Annotated in this window: 23 protein-coding genes; 10 read left to right on the top strand and 13 right to left on the bottom strand. The window is 70.1% G+C overall.

Annotated features, from left to right (window positions below):
• Positions 1-63: 63 nt before the first annotated feature.
• The 8 genes from ACIQVZ_RS05935 to ACIQVZ_RS05970 form a co-directional block, all read right to left on the bottom strand.
• Positions 64-444 carry a metal-sulfur cluster assembly factor gene (locus ACIQVZ_RS05935; protein WP_350880450.1) on the bottom strand — a complete coding sequence of 127 codons (381 nt, stop codon included), beginning with the start codon at positions 442-444 and terminating at the stop codon, positions 64-66.
• A 20-nt stretch (positions 445-464) separates the two neighbouring features.
• On the bottom strand, positions 465-917 hold the full coding sequence (gene sufU, locus ACIQVZ_RS05940; protein WP_063349529.1) for a Fe-S cluster assembly sulfur transfer protein SufU: 453 nt from the start codon (positions 915-917) through the stop codon (positions 465-467).
• Between the two features lie 16 nt (positions 918-933).
• On the bottom strand, positions 934-2,193 hold the full coding sequence (locus ACIQVZ_RS05945) for a cysteine desulfurase (protein WP_350880453.1): 1,260 nt from the start codon (positions 2,191-2,193) through the stop codon (positions 934-936).
• Positions 2,190-2,954 carry a Fe-S cluster assembly ATPase SufC gene (gene sufC, locus ACIQVZ_RS05950; protein ID WP_402447509.1) on the bottom strand — a complete coding sequence of 255 codons (765 nt, stop codon included), beginning with the start codon at positions 2,952-2,954 and terminating at the stop codon, positions 2,190-2,192. Before sufC ends, ACIQVZ_RS05945 begins: the two co-directional genes overlap by 4 nt.
• Positions 2,955-2,960: 6 nt before the next feature.
• Positions 2,961-3,278, bottom strand: a complete 318-nt coding sequence (locus ACIQVZ_RS05955; protein ID WP_063349526.1) for a bifunctional 3-phenylpropionate/cinnamic acid dioxygenase ferredoxin subunit — start codon at positions 3,276-3,278, stop codon at positions 2,961-2,963.
• A 5-nt stretch (positions 3,279-3,283) separates the two neighbouring features.
• The gene (sufD, locus tag ACIQVZ_RS05960; protein WP_387818672.1) at positions 3,284-4,516 is read right to left on the bottom strand and encodes a Fe-S cluster assembly protein SufD; all 1,233 of its coding nucleotides are present in this window, start codon (positions 4,514-4,516) and stop codon (positions 3,284-3,286) included.
• A 64-nt stretch (positions 4,517-4,580) separates the two neighbouring features.
• Positions 4,581-5,996 carry a Fe-S cluster assembly protein SufB gene (gene sufB, locus ACIQVZ_RS05965; protein WP_350880457.1) on the bottom strand — a complete coding sequence of 472 codons (1,416 nt, stop codon included), beginning with the start codon at positions 5,994-5,996 and terminating at the stop codon, positions 4,581-4,583.
• A gap of 9 nt (positions 5,997-6,005) precedes the next feature.
• Positions 6,006-6,848: a MarR family transcriptional regulator gene (locus ACIQVZ_RS05970; protein WP_350880459.1), complete on the bottom strand. Its 843-nt coding sequence runs from the start codon at positions 6,846-6,848 to the stop codon at positions 6,006-6,008.
• A gap of 164 nt (positions 6,849-7,012) precedes the next feature.
• Between ACIQVZ_RS05970 and ACIQVZ_RS05975 the strand changes: the two genes are divergently transcribed.
• On the top strand, positions 7,013-7,939 hold the full coding sequence (locus ACIQVZ_RS05975) for an ABC transporter ATP-binding protein (protein ID WP_402447512.1): 927 nt from the start codon (positions 7,013-7,015) through the stop codon (positions 7,937-7,939).
• A 50-nt stretch (positions 7,940-7,989) separates the two neighbouring features.
• Complete coding sequence (locus ACIQVZ_RS05980; protein WP_350880483.1) at positions 7,990-8,709, top strand: ABC transporter permease; 720 nt, start codon at positions 7,990-7,992, stop codon at positions 8,707-8,709.
• 90 nt (positions 8,710-8,799) lie between these two features.
• Here ACIQVZ_RS05980 and ACIQVZ_RS05985 read toward each other — a convergent pair whose 3' ends face one another.
• Together ACIQVZ_RS05985 and ACIQVZ_RS05990 are read right to left on the bottom strand one after the other, a co-directional pair.
• Positions 8,800-9,504: an LAETG motif-containing sortase-dependent surface protein gene (locus ACIQVZ_RS05985; protein ID WP_350880463.1), complete on the bottom strand. Its 705-nt coding sequence runs from the start codon at positions 9,502-9,504 to the stop codon at positions 8,800-8,802.
• A 301-nt stretch (positions 9,505-9,805) separates the two neighbouring features.
• Positions 9,806-11,152 carry a choice-of-anchor A family protein gene (locus ACIQVZ_RS05990; protein WP_402447514.1) on the bottom strand — a complete coding sequence of 449 codons (1,347 nt, stop codon included), beginning with the start codon at positions 11,150-11,152 and terminating at the stop codon, positions 9,806-9,808.
• A gap of 217 nt (positions 11,153-11,369) precedes the next feature.
• On the opposite strand from ACIQVZ_RS05990, the gene ACIQVZ_RS05995 reads away from it, so the two are divergent.
• Positions 11,370-12,341, top strand: a complete 972-nt coding sequence (locus ACIQVZ_RS05995; RefSeq protein ID WP_402447516.1) for a heme A synthase — start codon at positions 11,370-11,372, stop codon at positions 12,339-12,341.
• A gap of 42 nt (positions 12,342-12,383) precedes the next feature.
• Here the strand turns inward: ACIQVZ_RS05995 and ACIQVZ_RS06000 are convergent, their stop codons facing one another.
• Complete coding sequence (locus ACIQVZ_RS06000; RefSeq protein ID WP_402447713.1) at positions 12,384-12,845, bottom strand: NUDIX hydrolase; 462 nt, start codon at positions 12,843-12,845, stop codon at positions 12,384-12,386.
• A 17-nt stretch (positions 12,846-12,862) separates the two neighbouring features.
• Here ACIQVZ_RS06000 and ACIQVZ_RS06005 point away from each other — a divergent pair, with 17 nt between their 5' ends.
• The 6 genes from ACIQVZ_RS06005 (at position 12,863) to tgmC (ending at position 16,921) form a co-directional block, all read left to right on the top strand.
• The gene (locus tag ACIQVZ_RS06005) at positions 12,863-13,642 is read left to right on the top strand and encodes a GntR family transcriptional regulator (RefSeq protein WP_402447518.1); all 780 of its coding nucleotides are present in this window, start codon (positions 12,863-12,865) and stop codon (positions 13,640-13,642) included.
• A gap of 105 nt (positions 13,643-13,747) precedes the next feature.
• Positions 13,748-14,260 carry an ATP-binding protein gene (locus tag ACIQVZ_RS06010; RefSeq protein ID WP_402447519.1) on the top strand — a complete coding sequence of 171 codons (513 nt, stop codon included), beginning with the start codon at positions 13,748-13,750 and terminating at the stop codon, positions 14,258-14,260.
• Positions 14,257-14,418, top strand: a complete 162-nt coding sequence (locus tag ACIQVZ_RS06015) for a hypothetical protein (RefSeq protein WP_402447521.1) — start codon at positions 14,257-14,259, stop codon at positions 14,416-14,418. Before ACIQVZ_RS06010 ends, ACIQVZ_RS06015 begins: the two co-directional genes overlap by 4 nt.
• A gap of 115 nt (positions 14,419-14,533) precedes the next feature.
• A complete protein-coding gene (tgmA, locus tag ACIQVZ_RS06020) occupies positions 14,534-14,806 on the top strand; it encodes a putative ATP-grasp-modified RiPP (RefSeq protein ID WP_402447522.1) in 273 nt (90 codons plus the stop codon).
• A 1-nt stretch (position 14,807) separates the two neighbouring features.
• Positions 14,808-15,782, top strand: coding sequence for an ATP-grasp ribosomal peptide maturase (gene tgmB / locus ACIQVZ_RS06025; RefSeq protein ID WP_402447524.1), 975 nt, complete (start codon positions 14,808-14,810; stop codon positions 15,780-15,782).
• Entirely contained in the window at positions 15,779-16,921 is a 1,143-nt protein-coding gene (gene tgmC / locus ACIQVZ_RS06030) for an ATP-grasp peptide maturase system methyltransferase (protein ID WP_402447525.1), read from the top strand. The genes tgmB and tgmC overlap by 4 nt, the downstream gene beginning before the upstream one ends.
• Before the next feature lie 61 nt (positions 16,922-16,982).
• On the opposite strand, the gene ACIQVZ_RS06035 is transcribed toward tgmC, so the two are convergent.
• The gene (locus ACIQVZ_RS06035; RefSeq protein ID WP_402447527.1) at positions 16,983-17,321 is read right to left on the bottom strand and encodes a hypothetical protein; all 339 of its coding nucleotides are present in this window, start codon (positions 17,319-17,321) and stop codon (positions 16,983-16,985) included.
• A 72-nt stretch (positions 17,322-17,393) separates the two neighbouring features.
• On the opposite strand from ACIQVZ_RS06035, the gene ACIQVZ_RS06040 reads away from it, so the two are divergent.
• Positions 17,394-18,035: a DUF2461 domain-containing protein gene (locus ACIQVZ_RS06040; RefSeq protein ID WP_402447528.1), complete on the top strand. Its 642-nt coding sequence runs from the start codon at positions 17,394-17,396 to the stop codon at positions 18,033-18,035.
• Positions 18,036-18,089: 54 nt separating this feature from the next.
• Here ACIQVZ_RS06040 and ACIQVZ_RS06045 read toward each other — a convergent pair whose 3' ends face one another.
• Positions 18,090-19,037, bottom strand: a complete 948-nt coding sequence (locus ACIQVZ_RS06045; RefSeq protein ID WP_402447530.1) for a heme o synthase — start codon at positions 19,035-19,037, stop codon at positions 18,090-18,092.
• Positions 19,038-19,401 lie beyond the last annotated feature (364 nt).

Genomic DNA, 19,401 nt, shown 5'->3' on the forward strand with positions numbered 1-19,401 from the left:
GATACACCGCTGCCGCGCAAACCCGAGGTTTGCGCGGCAGCAGGTTGACGAAAAGGCCGTCCGTCAGACGTTGAAGCCCAGGGCGCGGAGCTGGTCGCGGCCGTCGTCGGTGATCTTGTCGGGGCCCCACGGCGGCATCCAGACCCAGTTGATGCGCAGGTCCTGGACCAGGCCGTCGGTGGCGGTCTTGGCCTGGTCCTCGATGACGTCGGTCAGCGGGCAGGCCGCCGAGGTGAGCGTCATGTCGATGGTGGCCACGTCGGACTCGTCGATGTGGATGCCGTAGATCAGGCCCAGGTTGACGACGTCGATGCCCAGTTCGGGGTCGACGACGTCCATCAGGGCCTCGGTCAGGTCCTCCACGGACACGGTGCCGGCGGTGGTGCCGACGATGACGACGCCGTTCGGCTGGTCCTCCGCAGCGGAGGGGGTTTCGTCACTCATGGTCTGTCCTCCTCTGCGGATCAGTCGTTCACGGCGGGGTGCTGGGCGAGCGCCTGGGCGGTGGCGTCCTTCCAGGCCATCCAGCTGAGCAGGGCGCACTTGACCCGGGCGGGGTACTTGGAGACGCCGGCGAACGCGACCGCGTCCTCCAGCACCTCCTCGTCTCCCTCGCCCTGGCCCTTGCTCTGCATCAGCTCCAGGAAGGCCTCCTGGACGGTCTGCGCCTCGCCGACGGTCTTGCCCACGACCAGGTCGTTCAGCACCGAGGCGCTGGCCTGGCTGATCGAGCAGCCCTGGGACTCGTACGAGACGTCGGCGACCGTCGAGCCGTCGAGCCGCACCCGCAGGGTGATCTCGTCACCGCAGGTCGGGTTGACGTGGTGCACCTCGGCGTCGCCGTCCCGCAGCCCCTTGCCGTGGGGGTTGCGGTAGTGGTCCAGGATGATGTCCTGGTACATCGAGTCGAGCTTCATGTCCTGCCCTGTCCCGTCAGCCGAAGAAGTTCCGGACGTGGTGCAGGCCGTCGATCAGTGCGTCGACCTCGCCCGGCGTCGAGTACAGGTAGAACGACGCCCGCGTGGTCGCCGGAATTCCGTACCGCAGGCAGACCGGCCGCGCGCAGTGGTGGCCGACGCGCACGGCGATGCCCTGCTCGTCCAGCACCTGGCCCACGTCGTGCGGGTGGATGTCGCCGAGGGTGAAGGAGATCGCGGCGCCGCGGTCGACGGCCGTGCGCGGGCCGATGATCCGCAGGTCCGGGACCTCCAGCAGGCGCTCGACCGCGTACGCGGTGATCGCGTGCTCGTGCGCGGCGATCTTCTCCATGCCGATGTCCGACAGGTAGTCGATGGCCGCGCCGAGCCCGACCGCCTGGGCGATCGGCGGGGTGCCGGCCTCGAACTTGTGCGGCGCCGGGGCGTAGGTGGACGAGCCCATGGTGACGGTCTCGATCATCTCGCCGCCGCCGAGGAACGGCGGGAGGTCCTCCAGCAGCTCCTGGCGGCCCCAGAGCACGCCGATGCCGGTCGGGGCGAGCATCTTGTGACCGGTGAAGGCGACGAAGTCGGCTTCCAGCGCCTGGACGTCCAGCACCATGTGCGGGGCGGCCTGCGAGGCGTCGATGACGACCAGCGCGCCGACCGACTGGGCCTTGCGGACGATCGTCTCGACCGGGTTGACGGTGCCGAGCAGGTTGGAGACCAGGGTGAAGGAGACCACCTTGGTCTTCTCGGTGATCAGCTCGTCGATGTCGGAGAGGTCGAGCCGGCCCTCGTCGGTGAGCCCGAACCACTTCAGCTTCGCGCCGGTGCGCTGCGACAGCAGCTGCCACGGAACGATGTTGGAGTGGTGCTCCATCTCCGTGATGACGATCTCGGAGTCGGCATCCACCCGGTACGGCTCGTCGGCCCAACCGAGCATGTTGGCAACGAGGTTGAGCGACTCGGAGGCGTTCTTGGTGAAGATCACCTCGTTGCGGCTGGGCGCGTTGACGAAGGCCGCGACCTTGTCCCGCGCGCCCTCGTAGAGCGCCGTGGCCTCTTCGGCGAGCACGTGCACGCCGCGGTGGACGTTGGCGTTGTGCCGCTCGTAGTAGGCGGTCAGGGCTTCCAGCACCTGGCGCGGCTTCTGCGAGGTGGCCGCGTTGTCCAGGTAGACGAGCGGCTTCTCCTCGTGCAGCACGCGCTGCAGGATGGGGAAGTCCTTGCGGATCGCGTCGGTGTCGAGCAGACCCGTGAACGGATGCGTCACGCGGACGCGCCCCCCTTCACATATGCCTCGTAGCCCTCGTTCTCCAGCTTGTCGGCCAGCTCGGCACCGCCGGACTCGACGATGCGGCCGCCCGCGAAGACGTGGACGTAGTCGGGCTTGATGTACCGCAGGATGCGGGTGTAGTGGGTCACCAGCAGGGTGCCGACCTCGCCGGTCGAGCGGACCCGGTTGATGCCCTCGGAGACGACCCGCAGCGCGTCGACGTCCAGGCCGGAGTCGGTCTCGTCGAGGATCGCGATCTTCGGCTTGAGGAGCTCCAGCTGGAGGATCTCGTGGCGCTTCTTCTCGCCGCCGGAGAAGCCCTCGTTGACGTTGCGCTCGGCGAAGGCCGGGTCCATCTGCAGGGCGGCCATCGCCTCCTTGACCTCCTTCACCCACAGACGCAGCTTGGGGGCCTCGCCGCGGACGGCGGTGGCGGCGGTGCGCAGGAAGTTGCTCACCGAGACGCCCGGGACCTCGACCGGGTACTGCATGGCCAGGAAGACGCCGGCCTTGGCGCGCTCGTCGACGGACATCTCCAGGACGTCCTCGCCGTCCAGCAGCACCGAGCCGCCGGTGACGGTGTACTTGGGGTGGCCGGCGAGCGAGTAGGCCAGGGTGGACTTGCCGGAGCCGTTCGGACCCATGATCGCGTGGGTCTCGCCCTGCTTCACGGTCAGGTCGACGCCCTTGAGGATCTCGCGCGGGCCGTTCTCGGCCTCGACGGAGACGTGCAGGTCGCGGATTTCAAGCGTTGCCATGGGTACTCAGGACTCCTGGTTGACGGAGACGAGCACATCGTCCCCTTCGATCTTTACGGGGTAGACAGCGACCGGCTTGGTGGCGGGCAGGCCGGAGGGCTTGCCGGTGCGCAGGTCGAAGCTGGAACCGTGCAGCCAGCACTCGATCATGCAGTCCTCGACCTCGCCCTCGGAGAGCGAGACGTTCGCGTGCGAGCAGGTGTCGTTGATCGCGAACACCCCCTCGTCGGTGCGGACGACGGAGACCGGCACGCCGTTGAGGTCCACGCGCTTGGGCACGTCCTCCTGGAGGTCGCTCAGCGCGCAGGCACGGAGGAAGGTCATCTGGATCAGACCGCCGCTTCCAGCTCGGCCTCGATCTTCTCCATCAGCTGGTCCTGGATCTCGGCGACGCCGATCTGCTGGACGAGTTCGGCGAAGAAGCCGCGGACCACCAGGCGGCGGGCCTCGTCGGCCGGGATGCCGCGGGACCGCAGGTAGAACAGCTGCTCGTCGTCGAAGCGGCCGGTCGCGGAGGCGTGGCCGGCGCCGACGATCTCGCCGGTCTCGATCTCCAGGTTGGGGATCGAGTCGACCCGGGCACCGTCGGTGAGCACCAGGTTGCGGTTGAGCTCGTAGGTGTCGGTGCCCTCGGCGGCGGCGCGGATCAGCACGTCGCCGACCCAGACGGCGTGGGCGTCCTGGCCCTGCAGCGCGCCCTTGTAGACCACGTTGGAGCGGCAGTGCGGGGTGTCGTGGTCGATGACCAGACGGTGCTCCAGGTGCTGGCCGGCGTCGGCGAAGTAGAGGCCGAACAGCTCGGCCTCACCGCCGGGCGCGGCGTAGTTGACCCGCGGGTGGATCCGGACGACGTCGCCGCCGAAGGTGACGACCACGGACTTCAGCGAGGCGTCCCGGCCGACCAGCGCGGTCTGCTGGGCGACGTGGACGGCGTTGCGGTCCCAGTCCTGGACGGAGACGAAGGTGAGCTTGGCGCCGTCGCCGACGAGCAGCTCGACGTTGGCGGCCCGGGTGCCGGTACCGGTGTGGTTGATCACCACGACGGCCTCGGCGAACGGCTTGACGTCGACCACCACGTGGGCGAAGCGGGTGCCGCCCTCGCCGTGCACGTCGATCTTGACCGGCCCGGTGAGCACCGCGTCCTGGGGGACGGTGACCACGAGCGCCTGCTCGAAGGCGCTGAACGCCTGCGCGGCGACCCGGTCGACGGGCTTGCCGGCCTTGCCCAGGCGGGCGTCGTCGCGGCCGACGGTCTCGGCGGTGACGCCGTCCGGCAGGCTCAGCTCGACCTTGTCCTCGCCCTTGACCGCCTCGGCGGCGGTGCCGTCGTGCAGGCCGCCCAGGCGGTGCATCGGGGTGAACCGCCAGTCCTCCTCGCGGCCGGTGGGCACGGGGAAGTCGCCGACCTCGAACGAGGGCTTGACGGCGACCCGGGCGTCGATCGGCTGCTGGACGGTGGCGCGGCCGGTGCCGGGGCCGGCGAGCTGGGCGCCGGCGCCGGCGGTGCCGACCTCGATCGACCCGGCGGTGGTGGAGCCGGTGGTGGTGTTGACGTCAGCCATGGCTGTCGTAGTGCTCTCTTCCTCGAAAAGCTCGAAAAGTCGGTGGGCGGTCAGCGGCTGGACGTCAGCCGACCGCACCCTCCATCTGCAGCTCGATCAGCCGGTTGAGCTCCAGCGCGTACTCCATCGGCAGCTCGCGCGCGATCGGCTCGACGAAGCCGCGGACGATCATCGCCATCGCCTCGAACTCGGTCATGCCCCGGCTCATCAGGTAGAACAGCTGGTCCTCGCTGACCTTGGAGACCGTCGCCTCGTGGCCCATGGACACGTCGTCCTCGCGGACGTCCACGTACGGGTAGGTGTCCGAGCGGGAGACGGTGTCCACCAGCAGCGCGTCGCACAGCACGTTGGACTTGGCGCCCTTGGAGCCCTCGCCGATCTCGATCAGACCGCGGTAGGAGGTCCGGCCGCCGCCGCGCGCCACCGACTTGGAGACGATGTTCGAGGAGGTGTTCGGCGCCATGTGCACCATCTTGGCGCCGGCGTCCTGGTGCTGGCCCTCGCCCGCGAAGGCGATCGACAGGGTCTCGCCCTTGGCGTGCTCGCCCATCAGGTAGACGGCCGGGTACTTCATGGTGACCTTGGAGCCGATGTTGCCGTCGACCCACTCCATGGTCGCGCCCTCGTACGCCACGGCGCGCTTGGTGACCAGGTTGTAGACGTTGTTCGACCAGTTCTGGATGGTCGTGTAGCGGCAGCGGCCGCCCTTCTTGACGATGATCTCCACGACCGCGGAGTGCAGCGAGTCGGAGGAGTAGATCGGCGCGGTGCAGCCCTCGACGTAGTGGACGTACGCGTCCTCGTCGACGATGATCAGCGTCCGCTCGAACTGGCCCATGTTCTCGGTGTTGATCCGGAAGTAGGCCTGGAGCGGGATGTCGACGTGGACGCCCTTGGGCACGTAGATGAACGAGCCGCCGGACCACACCGCCGTGTTCAGCGCGGCGAACTTGTTGTCGCCGGCCGGGATGACGGTGCCGAAGTACTCCTTGAAGATCTCCGGGTGCTCGCGCAGTGCGGTGTCGGTGTCCAGGAAGAGGACGCCCTGCTCCTCCAGGTCCTCGCGGATCTGGTGGTAGACGACCTCGGACTCGTACTGGGCGGCGACACCGGCGACGAGGCGCTGCTTCTCGGCCTCCGGGATGCCCAGCCGGTCGTAGGTGGCCTTGATGTCCGCGGGCAGGTCCTCCCAGGACTCGGCCTGCTTCTCGGTGGAGCGGACGAAGTACTTGATGTTGTCGAAGTCGATGCCGGAGAGGTCGGAGCCCCAGGTCGGCATGGGCTTCTTGCCGAACAGCTTCAGGCCCTTGAGACGCAGGTTCAGCATCCACTCGGACTCGTTCTTCTTCGCGGAGATGTCGCGGACGACGTCCTCGCTGAGCCCGCGCTTGGCCGCGGCACCGGCGGTGTCCGGGTCGGCCCAGCCGTACTCGTAGGTGCCCAGGCCCTCGAGCTCGGGGTGCGAAACGGTGTCAGTCATGCGAGCTTCCTAACGCGCGGACGCTGAATCTTCGGTGGACGTACCGGCAGTCGGCACTGCATCGGAGCCGCGGCCCGCGGAACGCCGGGCAGGCGACGATGCGGCACCGGGTGCCGGCACATAGGTGGTGCAGACCCCGTCGCCGTGGGCGATGGTGGCCAGCCGTTGCACATGGGTGCCCAGCAGCTGGGAGAAGACCTCGGTCTCCGCCTCGCAGAGCTGCGGGAACTGCTCGGCGATGTGCGCGACCGGGCAGTGGTGCTGGCAGAGCTGGGCGCCCGCCGGGGCCTTCGCCACGGCCGGCGGGACCCGCCGCACCGTGGCAGCGTACCCGTCCGCGCTCAGCGCCTGGGCGAGCGCCTCGGTGCGCTCTCCCGCCTCGGCCAGCCGCAGGAGCTCCAGGTACCGCTCGCCCTGCTTGCCGAACCGGGCCCGGGCGAAGGCGGCGACCGCCTCCTCGCCCGCCTTGCCGCCGCCGACCGAGTCGGAGATCCAGCGCAGCGCGTCGGCGGCGAGCTGGTCGTACGCCTGGTAGAAGGCGTCCCGGCCGCCGTCGGTGAGGGCGAAGACCTTGGCCGGACGGCCCCGGCCACGGCTGCCGTAGACCCGCTGCTCGCGGGACTCGACCAGGCCGGCGGCGGCCAGTCCGTCCAGGTGGCGGCGGACGGCGGCGGCGGTGAGGCCGAGCCGGGTCGCCAGGTCGGCGGCGGAGGAGGGGCCGTGGTCGAGGATCGACCGGGCGACCCGGTCCCGGGTGGCGCGGTGGCCCTCCAGCAGCACCTCGGCCGCCGTCACGGGCACGTCGCACCCGGGGGCCGACTCGGCCTCCTGGGGCGTGGCGTGCTCGCGCATGTTTTTCACAACACCAGTGTTGCGTAATTACTTCCGACAGGACAAGCCGTGATGCAGGCCTCACTCGTGTCATCTGTCACGCAGGTAAGCCTTACCTGACCTGCGAAAACGATCACCGAGGGCGCCGTCCGGGCCCGGCGTCGGGGCCTCTTACACTCGCCCGTATGCACTCCGAACCCGCGGTGAAGATCGCCGGGCTGGTCAAGCACTACGGCGACAAGCCCGCGGTGGACGGCCTCGACCTCACCATCGCACGCGGCGCGATCACCGCCGTCCTCGGCCCCAACGGCGCCGGCAAGACCACCACCATCGAGACCTGCGAGGGCTACCGCCGCCCCGACGCCGGCACCGTCCGCGTCCTCGGCCTCGACCCGGTCGCGCAGAGCGCCGCGCTGCGCCCCCGGATCGGCGTCATGCTCCAGTCGGGCGGCGTGTACGCGGGCGCGCGCGCCGTCGAGATGCTGCGTCACACCGCCGCGCTGCACGCCCACCCGCTGGACGTCGACGCGCTGGTCGAACAGCTCGGCCTCGGCTCCTGCGGCCGCACCGCCTACCGGCGCCTGTCCGGCGGCCAGCAGCAGCGGCTCGCCCTGGCCATGGCCGTGGTCGGCCGCCCCGAGCTGGTCTTCCTGGACGAGCCCACCGCCGGGCTCGACCCGCAGGCCCGGCGCGCCACCTGGGAGCTGGTCCGCGACCTGCGCCGGGACGGCGTCACCGTGGTCGTCACCACCCACCACATGGACGAGGCCGAACAGCTCGCCGACCAGGTCGCCGTCATCGACCGCGGCCGGGTGATCGCCACCGGAAGCCCCGAGGAGCTGTGCCGCGGCGGCGCCGAGAACGCCCTGCGCTTCGACGGCCCGCCCGGGCTCGACCTCGGCCCGCTGCTCAAGGAACTGCCCGAGGGCGCCACCGCCGCCGAGACCGCCCCCGGCAGCTACCGCGTCGAGGCGCCCGTCGACCCGCAGCTGGTGGCCACCGTCACCGGCTGGTGCGCGGCCTCCGGCGTCCTGCCCGAACGGCTGTCCGTCCAGCGCCGCAGCCTCGAAGACGTCTTCCTCGACCTGACCGGACGGGACCTTCGCTCGTGAGTACGACCACCGACTACTCCCCCAAGCCCGGCGCGGCCCCGGTCGGCCGGATGCTGCTCGCCCAGACCGCCTTCGAGACCAGGATGCTGCTGCGCAACGGCGAACAGCTGCTGCTCACCGTGGTCATCCCGACCGTGCTGCTGGTGCTGTTCTCGGCCGTGGACATCGTCGCGGTGGACGGGCCCGGCAAGCGGGTCGACTTCCTGGCCCCCGGCCTGCTCGCGCTGGCCGTGATGTCCACCGCCTTCACCGGGCAGGCCATCGCCACCGGCTTCGAGCGCCGCTACGGCGTGCTGAAGCGGCTCGGCGCCAGCCCGCTCCCGCGCTGGGCACTGCTGACCGCCAAGACCGGCTGTGTCCTGGTCACCGAGGCGCTGCAGGTCGCGCTGCTGTCGGTGATCGCGCTGGCGCTCGGCTGGTCCCCGCAGGGCGACCCCCTGTCGGTCGTCGCGCTGCTGGTGCTCGGCACCGCGGCCTTCTCCGGCCTGGGCCTGCTGATGGCCGGCACGCTCAAGGCGGAGGCCACGCTGGCCGCCGCCAACCTGGTGTTCATCCTGCTGCTGCTGGCCGGCGGGGTGATCGTGCCGCTGAGCAGGTTCCCCTCGGCCGTGCGGTCGGTGCTGGAGCTGCTGCCGATCTCCGCGCTCTCGGACGGCCTGCGGTCGGTCCTCCAGCACGGCGCCGGGGTGCCTTGGTCCGACCTCGGCATCCTGGCCGGCTGGGCCGTCCTCGGCCTGGCCGCCGCGGCCCGCTTCTTCCGCTGGGAGTAGCCCCCGACCCCCGCGCGGGAAGCACACCGAAACTGGGACCGCCCCCCGGCCGCTTCGGCCGGGGGGCGGTCCCACGTCACCGACGGAACGTCAGCTCTGGCTGCCGCGACGCTTGCGGGCCAGCAGGACGAGCGCGCCACCGACCAGCAGCACGCCGCCGCCGGCCGCCGCGATCATCGGGGTGGCGTCGTTGCTACCGGTCTGGGCGAGCGCCGGGCCACTGGTGGTGGGCGTCGGGACCGGAGTCGCGGTCGGGACCGGGGTCGCGGTCTTGCTCGCGGTGGGCGAGGCCGACGGGGTCGGGGTGGTGGTGGGCGTGGGGGTGGGAGTCGGCGTCGGAGTCGTGGTCTGCGACGGGGTCGGGGTGGGAGTCGGGGTCGGGGTCTTGGTGGGCGTGGGAGTCGGCGTCGGAGTCGGCGTGTGGCACGGCTCGATCGTCTTGGTCTCGTTGATGTTCCAGCCCTTTTCGTTGGGCGTCTCCGTCGTGTTCACCACGAGGTTCGCCTTGACGGGGGCTGTGTGGTCCTTCACCGGGAAGGTGCCGTGGAACTCCGCGGGGAAGGCCTTGGCGTCCAGGACCTTCTCGCCGTCGATGGTGAGGCTGACGGTGTTCTTCACGTCGGGCTTCGGGCTGTAGTTGATCAGATCGATCACGATCTTGTCGCAGGTCACCGACCAACTCGGCACGTGCGCCGAGGCGTTGGTTGCCAGCGCCAGAGGCAGGAGAATTCCGGCCGCTGCCGTCCCGGCGAGTGCCGCCGCGCCGATCCGCATGTGCCGCTGCTGTCGCGCCATTTACGCTGTTCCCCTCAGAACGGTCTTGCGCAGCAGGCGTGTTGAAGGTTTCGCGGTGGCCCGCTACGACTGTCCGGGGGACTCTACCGGCACTCCCGCACCTCTCCACACCCCGCCGTACGACCGAATTTCGTCTGTTGGTCCGTCGTCTGATGTGTATGACCAGCCCATCACAGCTGCCACCTCGCGGAACGCGGATTCGGCAAACTTGAATGAACTTCGTCACCTGACTGAAATACGTGCGCCCTCGGTGATCAGGTTCAATCACCGAGGGCGCAGCACCGGTCGAGCGGCGAAATGATCAGGCCTTCTTCGCCGCCCGACGCCGGGTGACGACCACGATCGCGCCACCGGCCGCGAGCACCACCGCGCCGGCGATCGCCAGCGGCACGACGGGCCCGGAGCCGGTGTGCGCGAGGTTGCCGCCCGCGTCCGCCTGGGCCGACGGGCTCGCCGAGGCCGAGGCGGCCGGCACACCCGCCGAGGCGGTGGCCGACGGACTGGCCGGGGCACCCGCGCTCGGCTTGCCGCTCACCGGGGCGGAGGGCGTGGCCGAGGGGCTCGCCGAGGTCCCGGGGGTGGCCGAGGTGCCGGGCGTCCCGGGCGTGGTGGAGGCCGACGGCGTCCCGCTCGGCACCACCGGCGGCACGGTGGGCGCGGTGGGCGTGGTGGACGGCGTCGGGACGACGACGCCGGGCAGGCAGCCGGCGAACGGGTAGTGGTGCGTCTCCGCCCCGTCCTTGCCGGTCAGCGAGGCGGCGATGACCGAACCGTTGACCGGGCCGCCACTGCCGAGGTCGAAGGCGGCGTTGGGCGCCAGCACGGTGCCGGCCCAGGCGGCCTTGCTGTTCTTGACCACCTTGGTCGCGGTGGGGAAGTTCCACAGCAGCTTGGCGCGGATCGCCCCGCCGGCCGCGCTCTGCAGCTTGTCGTCCAGGACGAAGGACGCCTTGGCCTCGTCCCACAGGTGGAAGCCGGTGGTCCCGGCGGCCGCCATGTCGTACGAGCCGCCGGTCACGGTGATGACAGTCACCGAGCCGGCCGGCACCTTGAGGAAGACGTCCTTGGCGCCCTGGAGCTTCGCGGCGTCGACGGTGAAGCTGTTGTACTTCGCGTCGCCGCCGGTGAACGTGAGCTTGGCACCGTCGGCCTGGACGGTGGCGCCGGCGGTCTGCGGCGCGGCGGCCAGCGCGGTGGAGGCGGCGCGCAGCTTGGCGAACTCGGCCTTGAAGTCGATCGGTGAGGCGCCCTGGGCGGTGGCGCCCTGGTGGGCCTGGACGACGGCGCCGTCGGCCTTCGAGCCGTAGACGCCGTTGCCCTTCATCACCTGGGTGTTGTTGCCGGTGATCTTGCCGGCGACGACCAGCGCGTTCTTGCCGGGCAGGGCCTCGACCTCGGCGGCGGTGAGCTCCTGGCCGACCGAGAAGCCGCCGGTGAAGTTCGCGTTGCCGCCGACGGCGACGGCGCCCTCGGCGTCGGGGGTGTGGGTGTCGTCACCCTCGATGAACTCGCCGTAGAGGTTGGCGACCCCGAGGCTTCGGCACTCCTGGCCGGGGTCGGCGGCGTGGGCGGCGGCGGGGGCGATCAGGCCAGCCAGTGCGAGCGAGCCGCCGACTGCGAGCGCGGCGGCGGACGTGGGTATGCGCATGTGCAGGTCTCCGCTTGTGCGGGAGGAGTGGGAGAGGTCCGAAATAGGTATGGACCAATCCGCACTCTTTCGGCCTCACAGGTGATTGGTCAAGACCAATGACCGCCTTGACCGAAGAGTCCGGTTTGCACCCACCCGATCCTGGGTAGCCCCCGCGCCCGGGCCACGCTCGCGCCCCGCCCCAAGATCGGCTGTAAGGCCGCCTACGATTGACCCCGTGCCTAATCCCTTCTCCCTGCTCGCCGACCGCTGGCAGCCGTCCGCCGTGATGGTCCGGCGCGCCGCGTTCGCCGCGCTGGTGATGAGCGTGGTGATCGTCGTCACCGGCGGCGCCGTCCGCCTCACCGCCTCCGGCCTCGGCTGTACGACGTGGCCCCGCTGCACCGCCGACAGCCTGACCCCGACCGCCGAGATGGGCTTCCACGGCGTCGTCGAGTTCACCAACCGGATGCTCACCTACGTGCTGAGCGCGGCCGTCGGCTGGGCCATCCTGGCCGCCCGCTGCCACCGCCCGTGGCGGCACAGCATGACCAGGCTCGGCTGGGCGCAGTTCTGGCTGGTGATGAGCAACGCCGTCCTCGGCGGCATCACCGTGCTGACCGGCCTGAACCCCTACACCGTCGCGCTGCACATGATCGCCGCGATGGCGCTGGTGTGGGTCGCGCTGCTGATGTGGGAGCGGTCGAAGGAGGGCGACGGAGCCCCGAAGCTCAGCGTGGCCCGCCCGATCCACCAGCTCTCCTACGTGCTGGTCCTGGTCGTCGGCCTGCTGGTGGCGGCCGGCACCCTGGTCACCGGCGCCGGCCACCACCCGGGCACCCCGCAGGACAACAAGATCGTCCCCCGGATCCCGATCGACTACGACCGGCTGGCCCAGTTCCACGCCGACCTCGCCTTCGTCTCGGTCGGCCTCACCATCGCGCTGATCTTCGTCCTCGCAGCCGTGAAGGCCCCGCCCGCGGCCAAGGCCCGCACCAAGGAACTCCTCGCGGTGCTCCTTCTGCAGGGCCTGCTGGGCTTCATCCAGTACTTCACCGACGCCCCCGAGCTGATGGTCGGCCTCCACATGCTCGGCGCGACGCTGACGTGGATCGCCGCCCTCCGCATCCCCCTCGCCCTGCGCACCCGCGAGCCCGCAGCGGCCCCCGAACAGTTGCCCGCCCAGACCCCGCAACCCGCCACCGTCTGAGCGTCGTCGAAGGCCCCCGTCCTCGGATGGGGGCCTTCGACGTCACAGCAAGCGACGGCCGTCGTGGGTCCGGACACTCGGTGCCATGTCGTCCCGAAGCGCATCCAGGACGCGTACGGCATAGACCTTGGCCATGCGGTCGGCGACCTCGGCCGGGGTGAGCCAGTCGACCTCGACCGACTCGTCCGAGAGCCGCTCTCCGCCGCCCTCCGGTCGACAGCGGAAGACGAGGGCGACGATCCCTCGGCTCACGTTCTTGTACACGCCGGTCAGCCGCTCCACGCCGACCTTGACGCCGGTCTCCTCGTAGACCTCGCGTCGCACGCCGTCCTCGATGGCCTCGTCCAGCTCCAGTACGCCGCCCGGCGGTTCCCAAGTCCCGTTGTCAGCCCGACGAATCGCCAGCACCCGACCGTCCTCGCGTACCACCACCCCCGCGACGGACACAGAGTGGAGCGACGTTGACTGGGACTTCCCGGCGCTGTTACTCATGTGCAGGAGAATAGGAGCCCTGAAGGACTATGGCGAGTGGTGAGGTGGCCTCGTCGGCCACAGCGAAGTACCTGCAAATCGCGGCTGACATCGCCGCACAGATCAAGTCGGGCGCTCTCGCTCCCGGCGCGACCGTGCCCAGCGAGGCCGAGCTCATGCAGCGATACGGAGTAGCGTCCGGAACAGTCCGCAAGGCCATCGCCGAGCTCCGAACGACTCAGCTCATCGAGACCCACCACGGTCGAGGTTCGTTCGTCCGCGCCCGCCCGCCGGTTCAGCGCAAGTCTGCGGACCGATTCCGCCGTGCCCATCGCAACGCCGGCAAGGCCGCATACCTCGCAGAGGCAGAAACCTCCGGCGGCATCCCGTCCGTGACCGTGCTGTTCGTGGGCCCCACAGCAGCACCTCCCGAGATCGCCGATCGCTTGAGACTTCCCGCCGGTACCCAGGTACTGGCCCGCAAACGCCGGTACTTCCGAGATGGGGTGCCCACCGAGGAGGCCACGTCATACCTGCCATGGGACGTGGTCAAGGACATCCCTGAGATTTTCGCCGAGAACCCCGGTGGCGGCGGCATCTACGCCCGCCTCGAAGAACACGGCCACTTCCTCGCCGAGTTCACCGAGTCCGTACGGGCCAGACTCGCGACCAAGCCGGAGGCCAAAGCGCTCACCCTGAGCCCCGGTGCGCCGGTGATCCATCTCGTTCGCGATGCCATCACTGCGGATGGCCGCACGGTGGAGGTGTGCGACACCGTCATGGCGGCCGACCAGTTCGTTCTCGACTATCGCTTTCCCGCGCGTGACTGACTAGCGATCAACTCCCTCGACCCGTCGCGAGATTACTCTCGCGACGGGTTGACTCATGTACAGGAGTCGGGCACTCTTCTACTCGTCACTCATGTACATGAGTGCATGGAAACACCTCATTTAGAGGAGATGGTCGTGTTCGAGGCCGACATCCTGGAAGTTCCCGTGCAGCACGCTTCGACGGAGCGTCGCGCGACTCCCGACACCAACTCGATGTCGGTGTCGACGGCAGCGGAGCTGTCGCTGCCCTACCTGCCGGAGTCGGTGGCGGTGGCCCGCCGGTTCGTCGCGGCGACGCTGCGGGAATGGGGTCTGGGCAACTTGGTGGACGACGCCGCCGTAATCGTCAGCGAGTTGGTCACCAACTCCTTCAAAACCGGCTGCCAGACCCGGATGCTCGTCGGCATCCGCCGTCCGACCGACCGGATCGTCCGCATCCTCGTCGGTGACGGTTCCCGCTCGATGCCTGTGATGGTCCAGGCCGGGCCGGACGCCACGTCCGGCCGGGGCCTGACGATGGTCCACCGGCTCACCCGCGGCCGCTGGGGCGTCACCCCCCTCCCCTTCGGAAAGGTCGTCCACGCCGACCTCGCGGCGCCCGCGCCGATCCCCCGGTGAACCCGCGACCACCGGAGGACGCTTACGACTCCGACGACGCGCCGCCGCACCCATCCGTCCCCGACCCCACCCGGGTCTGGGCCGCCTACGGGGTGTCCGCCGCTGCCGGACTGCACGTCATCGCCGCGGCCCTGGTGCTGATCAACCGATCCCACTGAGTTCCCGGCCGCGCCGCCTCCCCGGCGGCGCGGCCGGGCTCACCCAGCAACTCGGCAGGCCTGCCGAGTTGCTGTTCTCGCCCTCAACCACCACGCCCGAGGAGGAACAGTCCGGATGACCACCGCACCGTGGGGTACCACCCGCATGGAGCCGTACCCCGAGTCCAGCCCGATCCCCGCCCTCACGCCCGTGATCGACCCCGAGACGCAGGTCGCCGTGTTCGTGGACGAGCACGGCCGCACCGTCGAGCTGGGTGCGCACGGCACCAGCACCGAGACCAGCACGCCCACGAGCACGGGCGGCGGCGACGGCCAGAGCGGGCAGCAGAACGCGCCCACCGACATGGACAGCATGCCCGCGAACGATCAGGACCAGGGAACGGGCTGACATGACACCGGATCGACACCGGGCCACCGTCCTGGTGCTGACCAACACCTACGACGTGACAGCCGACGCAGTGCTCCGCATCCTGGCCGAGCGCAGGGTGCCGGTCGTCCGGGTCGATCCCGGAGTCGACCTACCAGGAGGTGCCCCGCTGACTGCCCGCTACGGCATCGGCGAGCAGCGGGGCACCCTCCGCACCTCAAGCCGGCAACTCGACCTCACCCGGGTGCGATCGGTCTGGGTCCGCCGCCCCTCACCCTACGATGCGCCGCCGGAACTGGCCGATCACACGGCGAAGTTCGCCGGCGCACAAGCGTTCTGGGGTTTCGGCGGGATCCTCGCATCGCTCCCCGGCGCCCACTACGTGAATCACCCGTGGCACATCCGCAACGCGGAGTACAAGCCCGCCCAGCTCGCCGTGGCGAGCCGTGCGGGGTTCCTGGTCCCGGAGACGGTCATCACCACCGATCCCGCCGAAGCACGTCGGTTCTGTACCGACCGACCCGGTGGAGCCGTCTACAAACCGCTGTGGGACAGCCGCTTCCGCACCGGGGACGGCGTCGCGCAGACGGTGTGGGTCCACGAGGTCGACCCGGCCGGGATCACCGACGCCGTCTCCGTCTGCCCGCACATGTTCCAGGCCAAGGTGGACAAGGCCTTCGACGCACGGGTCACCGTCGTTGGCGACAGACTGTTCGCGATCCGGATCGACAGCCCGGATCTCGACTGGCGCCACCGACAGGACCTGATGACGTGTACACCGATCGGGGTACCCGAACCGGTCGCCCTCTCGATCACCGCCTACCTCGCCGAACTCCGCTTGACCTTCGGCGCGTTCGACTTCGCCGTGACCGCCCACGGTGACTGGAGTTTCCTGGAGTGCAACCCCAACGGCCAATGGGCGTGGCAGCCCGCCGGGACCACGGCGGCGATCGCCCACGCCATTGCCGACCAGTTGGAGAGAGGTCCCGACGCATGAACACAACGGCGCGGCTCCGCGCAGCCCTGGTGGACAGCCTGACCGGGGATGACAAGATCACCGACCCGGCGTGGGAGGACGCCGCCAGGACGGTCCCCCGAGAGCTGTTCGTCGGATCGTTCTTCGTACCGGTTCCGGGAAGCAACCCGACCGCCTACCGCCCCATGCACAAGCACGAGCCCGGGTGGCTGGAGCACGTCTACACCAACGAAACGCTGGTCACCCAACTCGACGGACGGACCCGCCCCGAGGACGTGCCCGATGGGACCACGACCGGCACCCCGTCCTCCTCGTCCACCCTGCCGTCTCTCGTCCTGCGCATGTGGCACCAACTCGGCGCCGAGCCCGGCCACCGGGTGCTGGAGATCGGCACCGGAACCGGCTACTCCACTGCCCTCGGCGCACACCGCCTCGGGGACGCCGACATCACCAGCATCGAGTACGACCCGGCAGTGGGCACGGCCGCAGCGGCAGCCATCACAGCAGTGGGCTACGCGCCCCGACTGATCATCGGCGACGGACTTCTCGGCGATCCTGGCAGCAGCGACTATGACCGGCTGATCGCCACCTGCGCGGTCCGCTACGTCCCACCCCCGTGGCTGCACCAGGTGAAGCCCGGCGGCCGGATCCTGGTCACCCTGTCCGGCTGGTCCTTCGGCTTCGGTCTCGCCCTGCTGGTCGTGACCGGCCCCGGAGAAGCCACCGGCCGCTTCCTGCCCGGCTACACCAGTTTCATGATGGCCCGCCCCCACGACCGGCCGCCCCGCCAGAGCCTGTGCCTGCTCCCCGGAGACGAACGCCCGACCCGGATCGACCCCGAGATCATCGGCACCTGGACCGGCAGCTGGGTGGCACAGCTCGCAGCGCCCTCCGCCGAACGGATGGGAGCCGGCGGACATCAGATCCTCTCCGACGTGGCCACCGGCTCACAGGCCCGGACCGTACCTGCCCCGGACGGCGGCTGGACCGTGATCCAACGCGGCCCGCTCCGGCTCTGGGACCAGGTCGAAAGCGCCGTCGAAGCCTGGCAACGGGTCGGCGAACCACACCAGGAGGCCTTCGGGATCACCGTCTCGGGCACGGGCCAACGCGTCTGGATCGGCCACGAGCACGGTCCGGGCTGGAACCTGCCCGTCTGACGACACCGGCCCGGCTCCCCCACCAGGGGAGCCGGGCCGTTCGCCGCGCGCGCCGAAGTGATCAGCCGCCGAGCTGGATGCCCGCCATCCGCTTCCACTCGTACGGGCCGGTCTTCACCTTGAGGGCCAGCTCGCCCTCGAAGTCGTCGTGCAGGGTCAGCCCGGCCAGTTCGGCGGCCCGGCGGCCGACGGCGTAGCTCGGGGCCACCTGGTCGCCCCAGGCGCCGTCCACGCCCACCACGACGATCCGGGTGGCCACGGCGCCGACGTACTCGACGACCGCGTCGGCGCCGCCCCCGTGCTGGCGGGCGAAGCTGCTGAGGTGCTTGGCGATGCGCTTGGCGCGGCGCTCGGTACGGGCGTCCGGCGCGGTGGCGGTGGCGGTCTCTGCGCTGCTCATGCCCGCATGCTACCCACCGGTAGTCGAGCTGGCGACGGGAGCGCCCTGTGCACCGGGCCACATACTGGAGGCGTGACCTTCTCCGGCTGGCCGGCCGAGGCGCTCGACTTCTACGAGCACCTCGAAGCCGACAATTCCAAGACCTTCTGGCAGGCCCACAAGGAGCAGTACGACAACGACGTACGGTCCCCGATGGAGCTGCTGCTCGCCGAGCTGGAGCCGGAGTTCGGGCCCGGGAGGATCTTCCGTCCCAACCGCGACGTCCGGTTCAGCGCCGACAAGTCTCCGTACAAGACGCACATCGGCGCCCACCTGGAGACCGGCGGCTACGTCCAGCTCTCCGCCGACGGCCTGGCCTGCGGCAACGGGATGTACCAGCTCGCCCCCGACCAGCTGGACCGCTACCGCGCCGCCGTCGCCGAGGACGTCAGCGGCGCCGAACTGGAGCGGGTGATCGCCGCGGTGGAGCAGGACGGCCCCCGGGTGCACGGCCAGGACTCCCTCAGGACCGCTCCGCGCGGCTTCCCCAAGGACCACCCCAGGATCGAGCTGCTGCGCCACAAGGGCCTGGTCGCCTGGCAGGAGTGGGCGCCCGCGAAGTGGCTCGGCACCCGCGGCGCCCGCACCCGGATCACCGCCTTCCTGCGCGCCTCCCAGCCGCTCCGGGACTGGCTGGACGACCACGTCGGCCCGTCCGAGCTGCCGTCCCGGTGAGAACGCGAAGAGCCCCGGTCCACCGGACCGGGGCTCTTCGACGTCGGACAGGCCCTACTTCACGAACGGGTCGATCGCGCACACCACGAACAGCAGCGACAGGTAGGTGATCGACCAGTGGAACAGCCGCATCTCCTTCAGCTTCGCGCCCACCACCCCGGCCTTGGCCCGGCCGTACAGCGCGTGCGCCTCGCGCAGCCAGAACCCGCCGAGCAGCACCGCGGTGACGGGGTACAGCCAGCTCATGTGCCCCAGCGGCCACACCGCCAGCGACGTCGCCACCATCACCCAGGAGTAGGCGACGACCTGCTTGCCGACCTCGACGTTGCCCTTGACCACCGGCAGCATCGGCACGCCGGCCCGCTCGTAGTCCTCGCGCACCTTCATCGAGAGCACCCAGGTGTGCGGCGGCGTCCAGAAGAACACCACCAGGAACAGCGCGACCGCCGCCCAGGACACCGAGTTGGTGACGGAGGACCAGCCGATCAGCACCGGCATGCAGCCGGCGATGCCGCCCCAGACGATGTTCTGCGAGGTGCGCCGCTTGAGCCCCAGCGTGTAGACGAACACGTAGAACAGCAGCGCGCCGAGCGCCAGTCCGGAGGAGAGCCAGTTGACGCCGAAGCCCAGCAGCAGCGTCGAGACGACCGCGAGGGCGATGCCGAACACCAGCGCCTCGCGCGGCGACACCATCCCGGTGACGATCGGCCGGCGCTCGGTGCGGGACATCACCGCGTCGATGTCGCGGTCGATGTACATGTTGAGCGCGTTGGCGCCGCCCGCCGAGAGGTAGCCACCGATCACGACCTTCAGCACCAGCAGCATGTTCGGGACGCCCTGCTGGGCGAGGAACATCACCGGCACCGTGCTCATCAGCAGCAGTTCGATGATCCGTGGCTTGGTCAATGCGACGAAGGCGCCGACACGGGCCCCGATGGGCCGGTGCGCAGGAGTCGCCCCGGTGACCCCGGCGGGACGGGTTTCGACGGCGGTCACTAACACCCCAACTGAAGATGAATCCTCGCAGGCGTCCACAGGAACGAAGGGTCCCGAATCGTCCGCTCTGCGCGTACCACGCCACCTTAGACGCTCCATATATCCCATCCGGCTCCGGGGTCCCCCGGCGAGGCCGATGGCACACCCCCGGGTGAACCGACCGGGTGAAGCCACGAAGCCGTTGCGGCGCGCCGCCGCAACCCGTCCTGACCACCGGGGCGGCAGGGTGCCGTAAAACAGGAGAGCCTGGGACAAAATCAGGCAGACCGCCCTGGTGGGAATCACCATCCGGATTTCCTGGTTGTCCCAGCACGGAGGGTGAGCCCCGGGCCGGACGGTAGGCTCGCACGCAGAAGCGGGATCTACCCTC

Origin of the sequence: Kitasatospora sp. NPDC098663, assembly GCF_044760075.1 — a bacterium.
Classification (GTDB): domain Bacteria; phylum Actinomycetota; class Actinomycetes; order Streptomycetales; family Streptomycetaceae; genus Kitasatospora.

Bases quoted from the DNA above. Each gene is read 5' to 3' on its own strand.
- tgmB (WP_402447524.1), top strand. From the start codon at position 14,808: ATGACACCGGATCGACACCGGGCCACCGTCCTGGTGCTGACCAACACC.
- ACIQVZ_RS05935 (WP_350880450.1), bottom strand. From the start codon at position 444: ATGAGTGACGAAACCCCCTCCGCTGCGGAGGACCAGCCGAACGGCGTC.
- sufB (WP_350880457.1), bottom strand. From the start codon at position 5,996: ATGACTGACACCGTTTCGCACCCCGAGCTCGAGGGCCTGGGCACCTAC.
- ACIQVZ_RS05975 (WP_402447512.1), top strand. From the start codon at position 7,013: ATGCACTCCGAACCCGCGGTGAAGATCGCCGGGCTGGTCAAGCACTAC.
- tgmC (WP_402447525.1), top strand. From the start codon at position 15,779: ATGAACACAACGGCGCGGCTCCGCGCAGCCCTGGTGGACAGCCTGACC.
- ACIQVZ_RS05985 (WP_350880463.1), bottom strand. From the start codon at position 9,504: ATGGCGCGACAGCAGCGGCACATGCGGATCGGCGCGGCGGCACTCGCC.
- sufU (WP_063349529.1), bottom strand. From the start codon at position 917: ATGAAGCTCGACTCGATGTACCAGGACATCATCCTGGACCACTACCGC.
- ACIQVZ_RS05990 (WP_402447514.1), bottom strand. From the start codon at position 11,152: ATGCGCATACCCACGTCCGCCGCCGCGCTCGCAGTCGGCGGCTCGCTC.
- sufC (WP_402447509.1), bottom strand. From the start codon at position 2,954: ATGGCAACGCTTGAAATCCGCGACCTGCACGTCTCCGTCGAGGCCGAG.
- ACIQVZ_RS05970 (WP_350880459.1), bottom strand. From the start codon at position 6,848: ATGCGCGAGCACGCCACGCCCCAGGAGGCCGAGTCGGCCCCCGGGTGC.
- sufD (WP_387818672.1), bottom strand. From the start codon at position 4,516: ATGGCTGACGTCAACACCACCACCGGCTCCACCACCGCCGGGTCGATC.
- tgmA (WP_402447522.1), top strand. From the start codon at position 14,534: ATGACCACCGCACCGTGGGGTACCACCCGCATGGAGCCGTACCCCGAG.
- ACIQVZ_RS06005 (WP_402447518.1), top strand. From the start codon at position 12,863: ATGGCGAGTGGTGAGGTGGCCTCGTCGGCCACAGCGAAGTACCTGCAA.
- ACIQVZ_RS06010 (WP_402447519.1), top strand. From the start codon at position 13,748: ATGGAAACACCTCATTTAGAGGAGATGGTCGTGTTCGAGGCCGACATC.
- ACIQVZ_RS06035 (WP_402447527.1), bottom strand. From the start codon at position 17,321: ATGAGCAGCGCAGAGACCGCCACCGCCACCGCGCCGGACGCCCGTACC.
- ACIQVZ_RS05955 (WP_063349526.1), bottom strand. From the start codon at position 3,278: ATGACCTTCCTCCGTGCCTGCGCGCTGAGCGACCTCCAGGAGGACGTG.
- ACIQVZ_RS05980 (WP_350880483.1), top strand. From the start codon at position 7,990: ATGCTGCTCGCCCAGACCGCCTTCGAGACCAGGATGCTGCTGCGCAAC.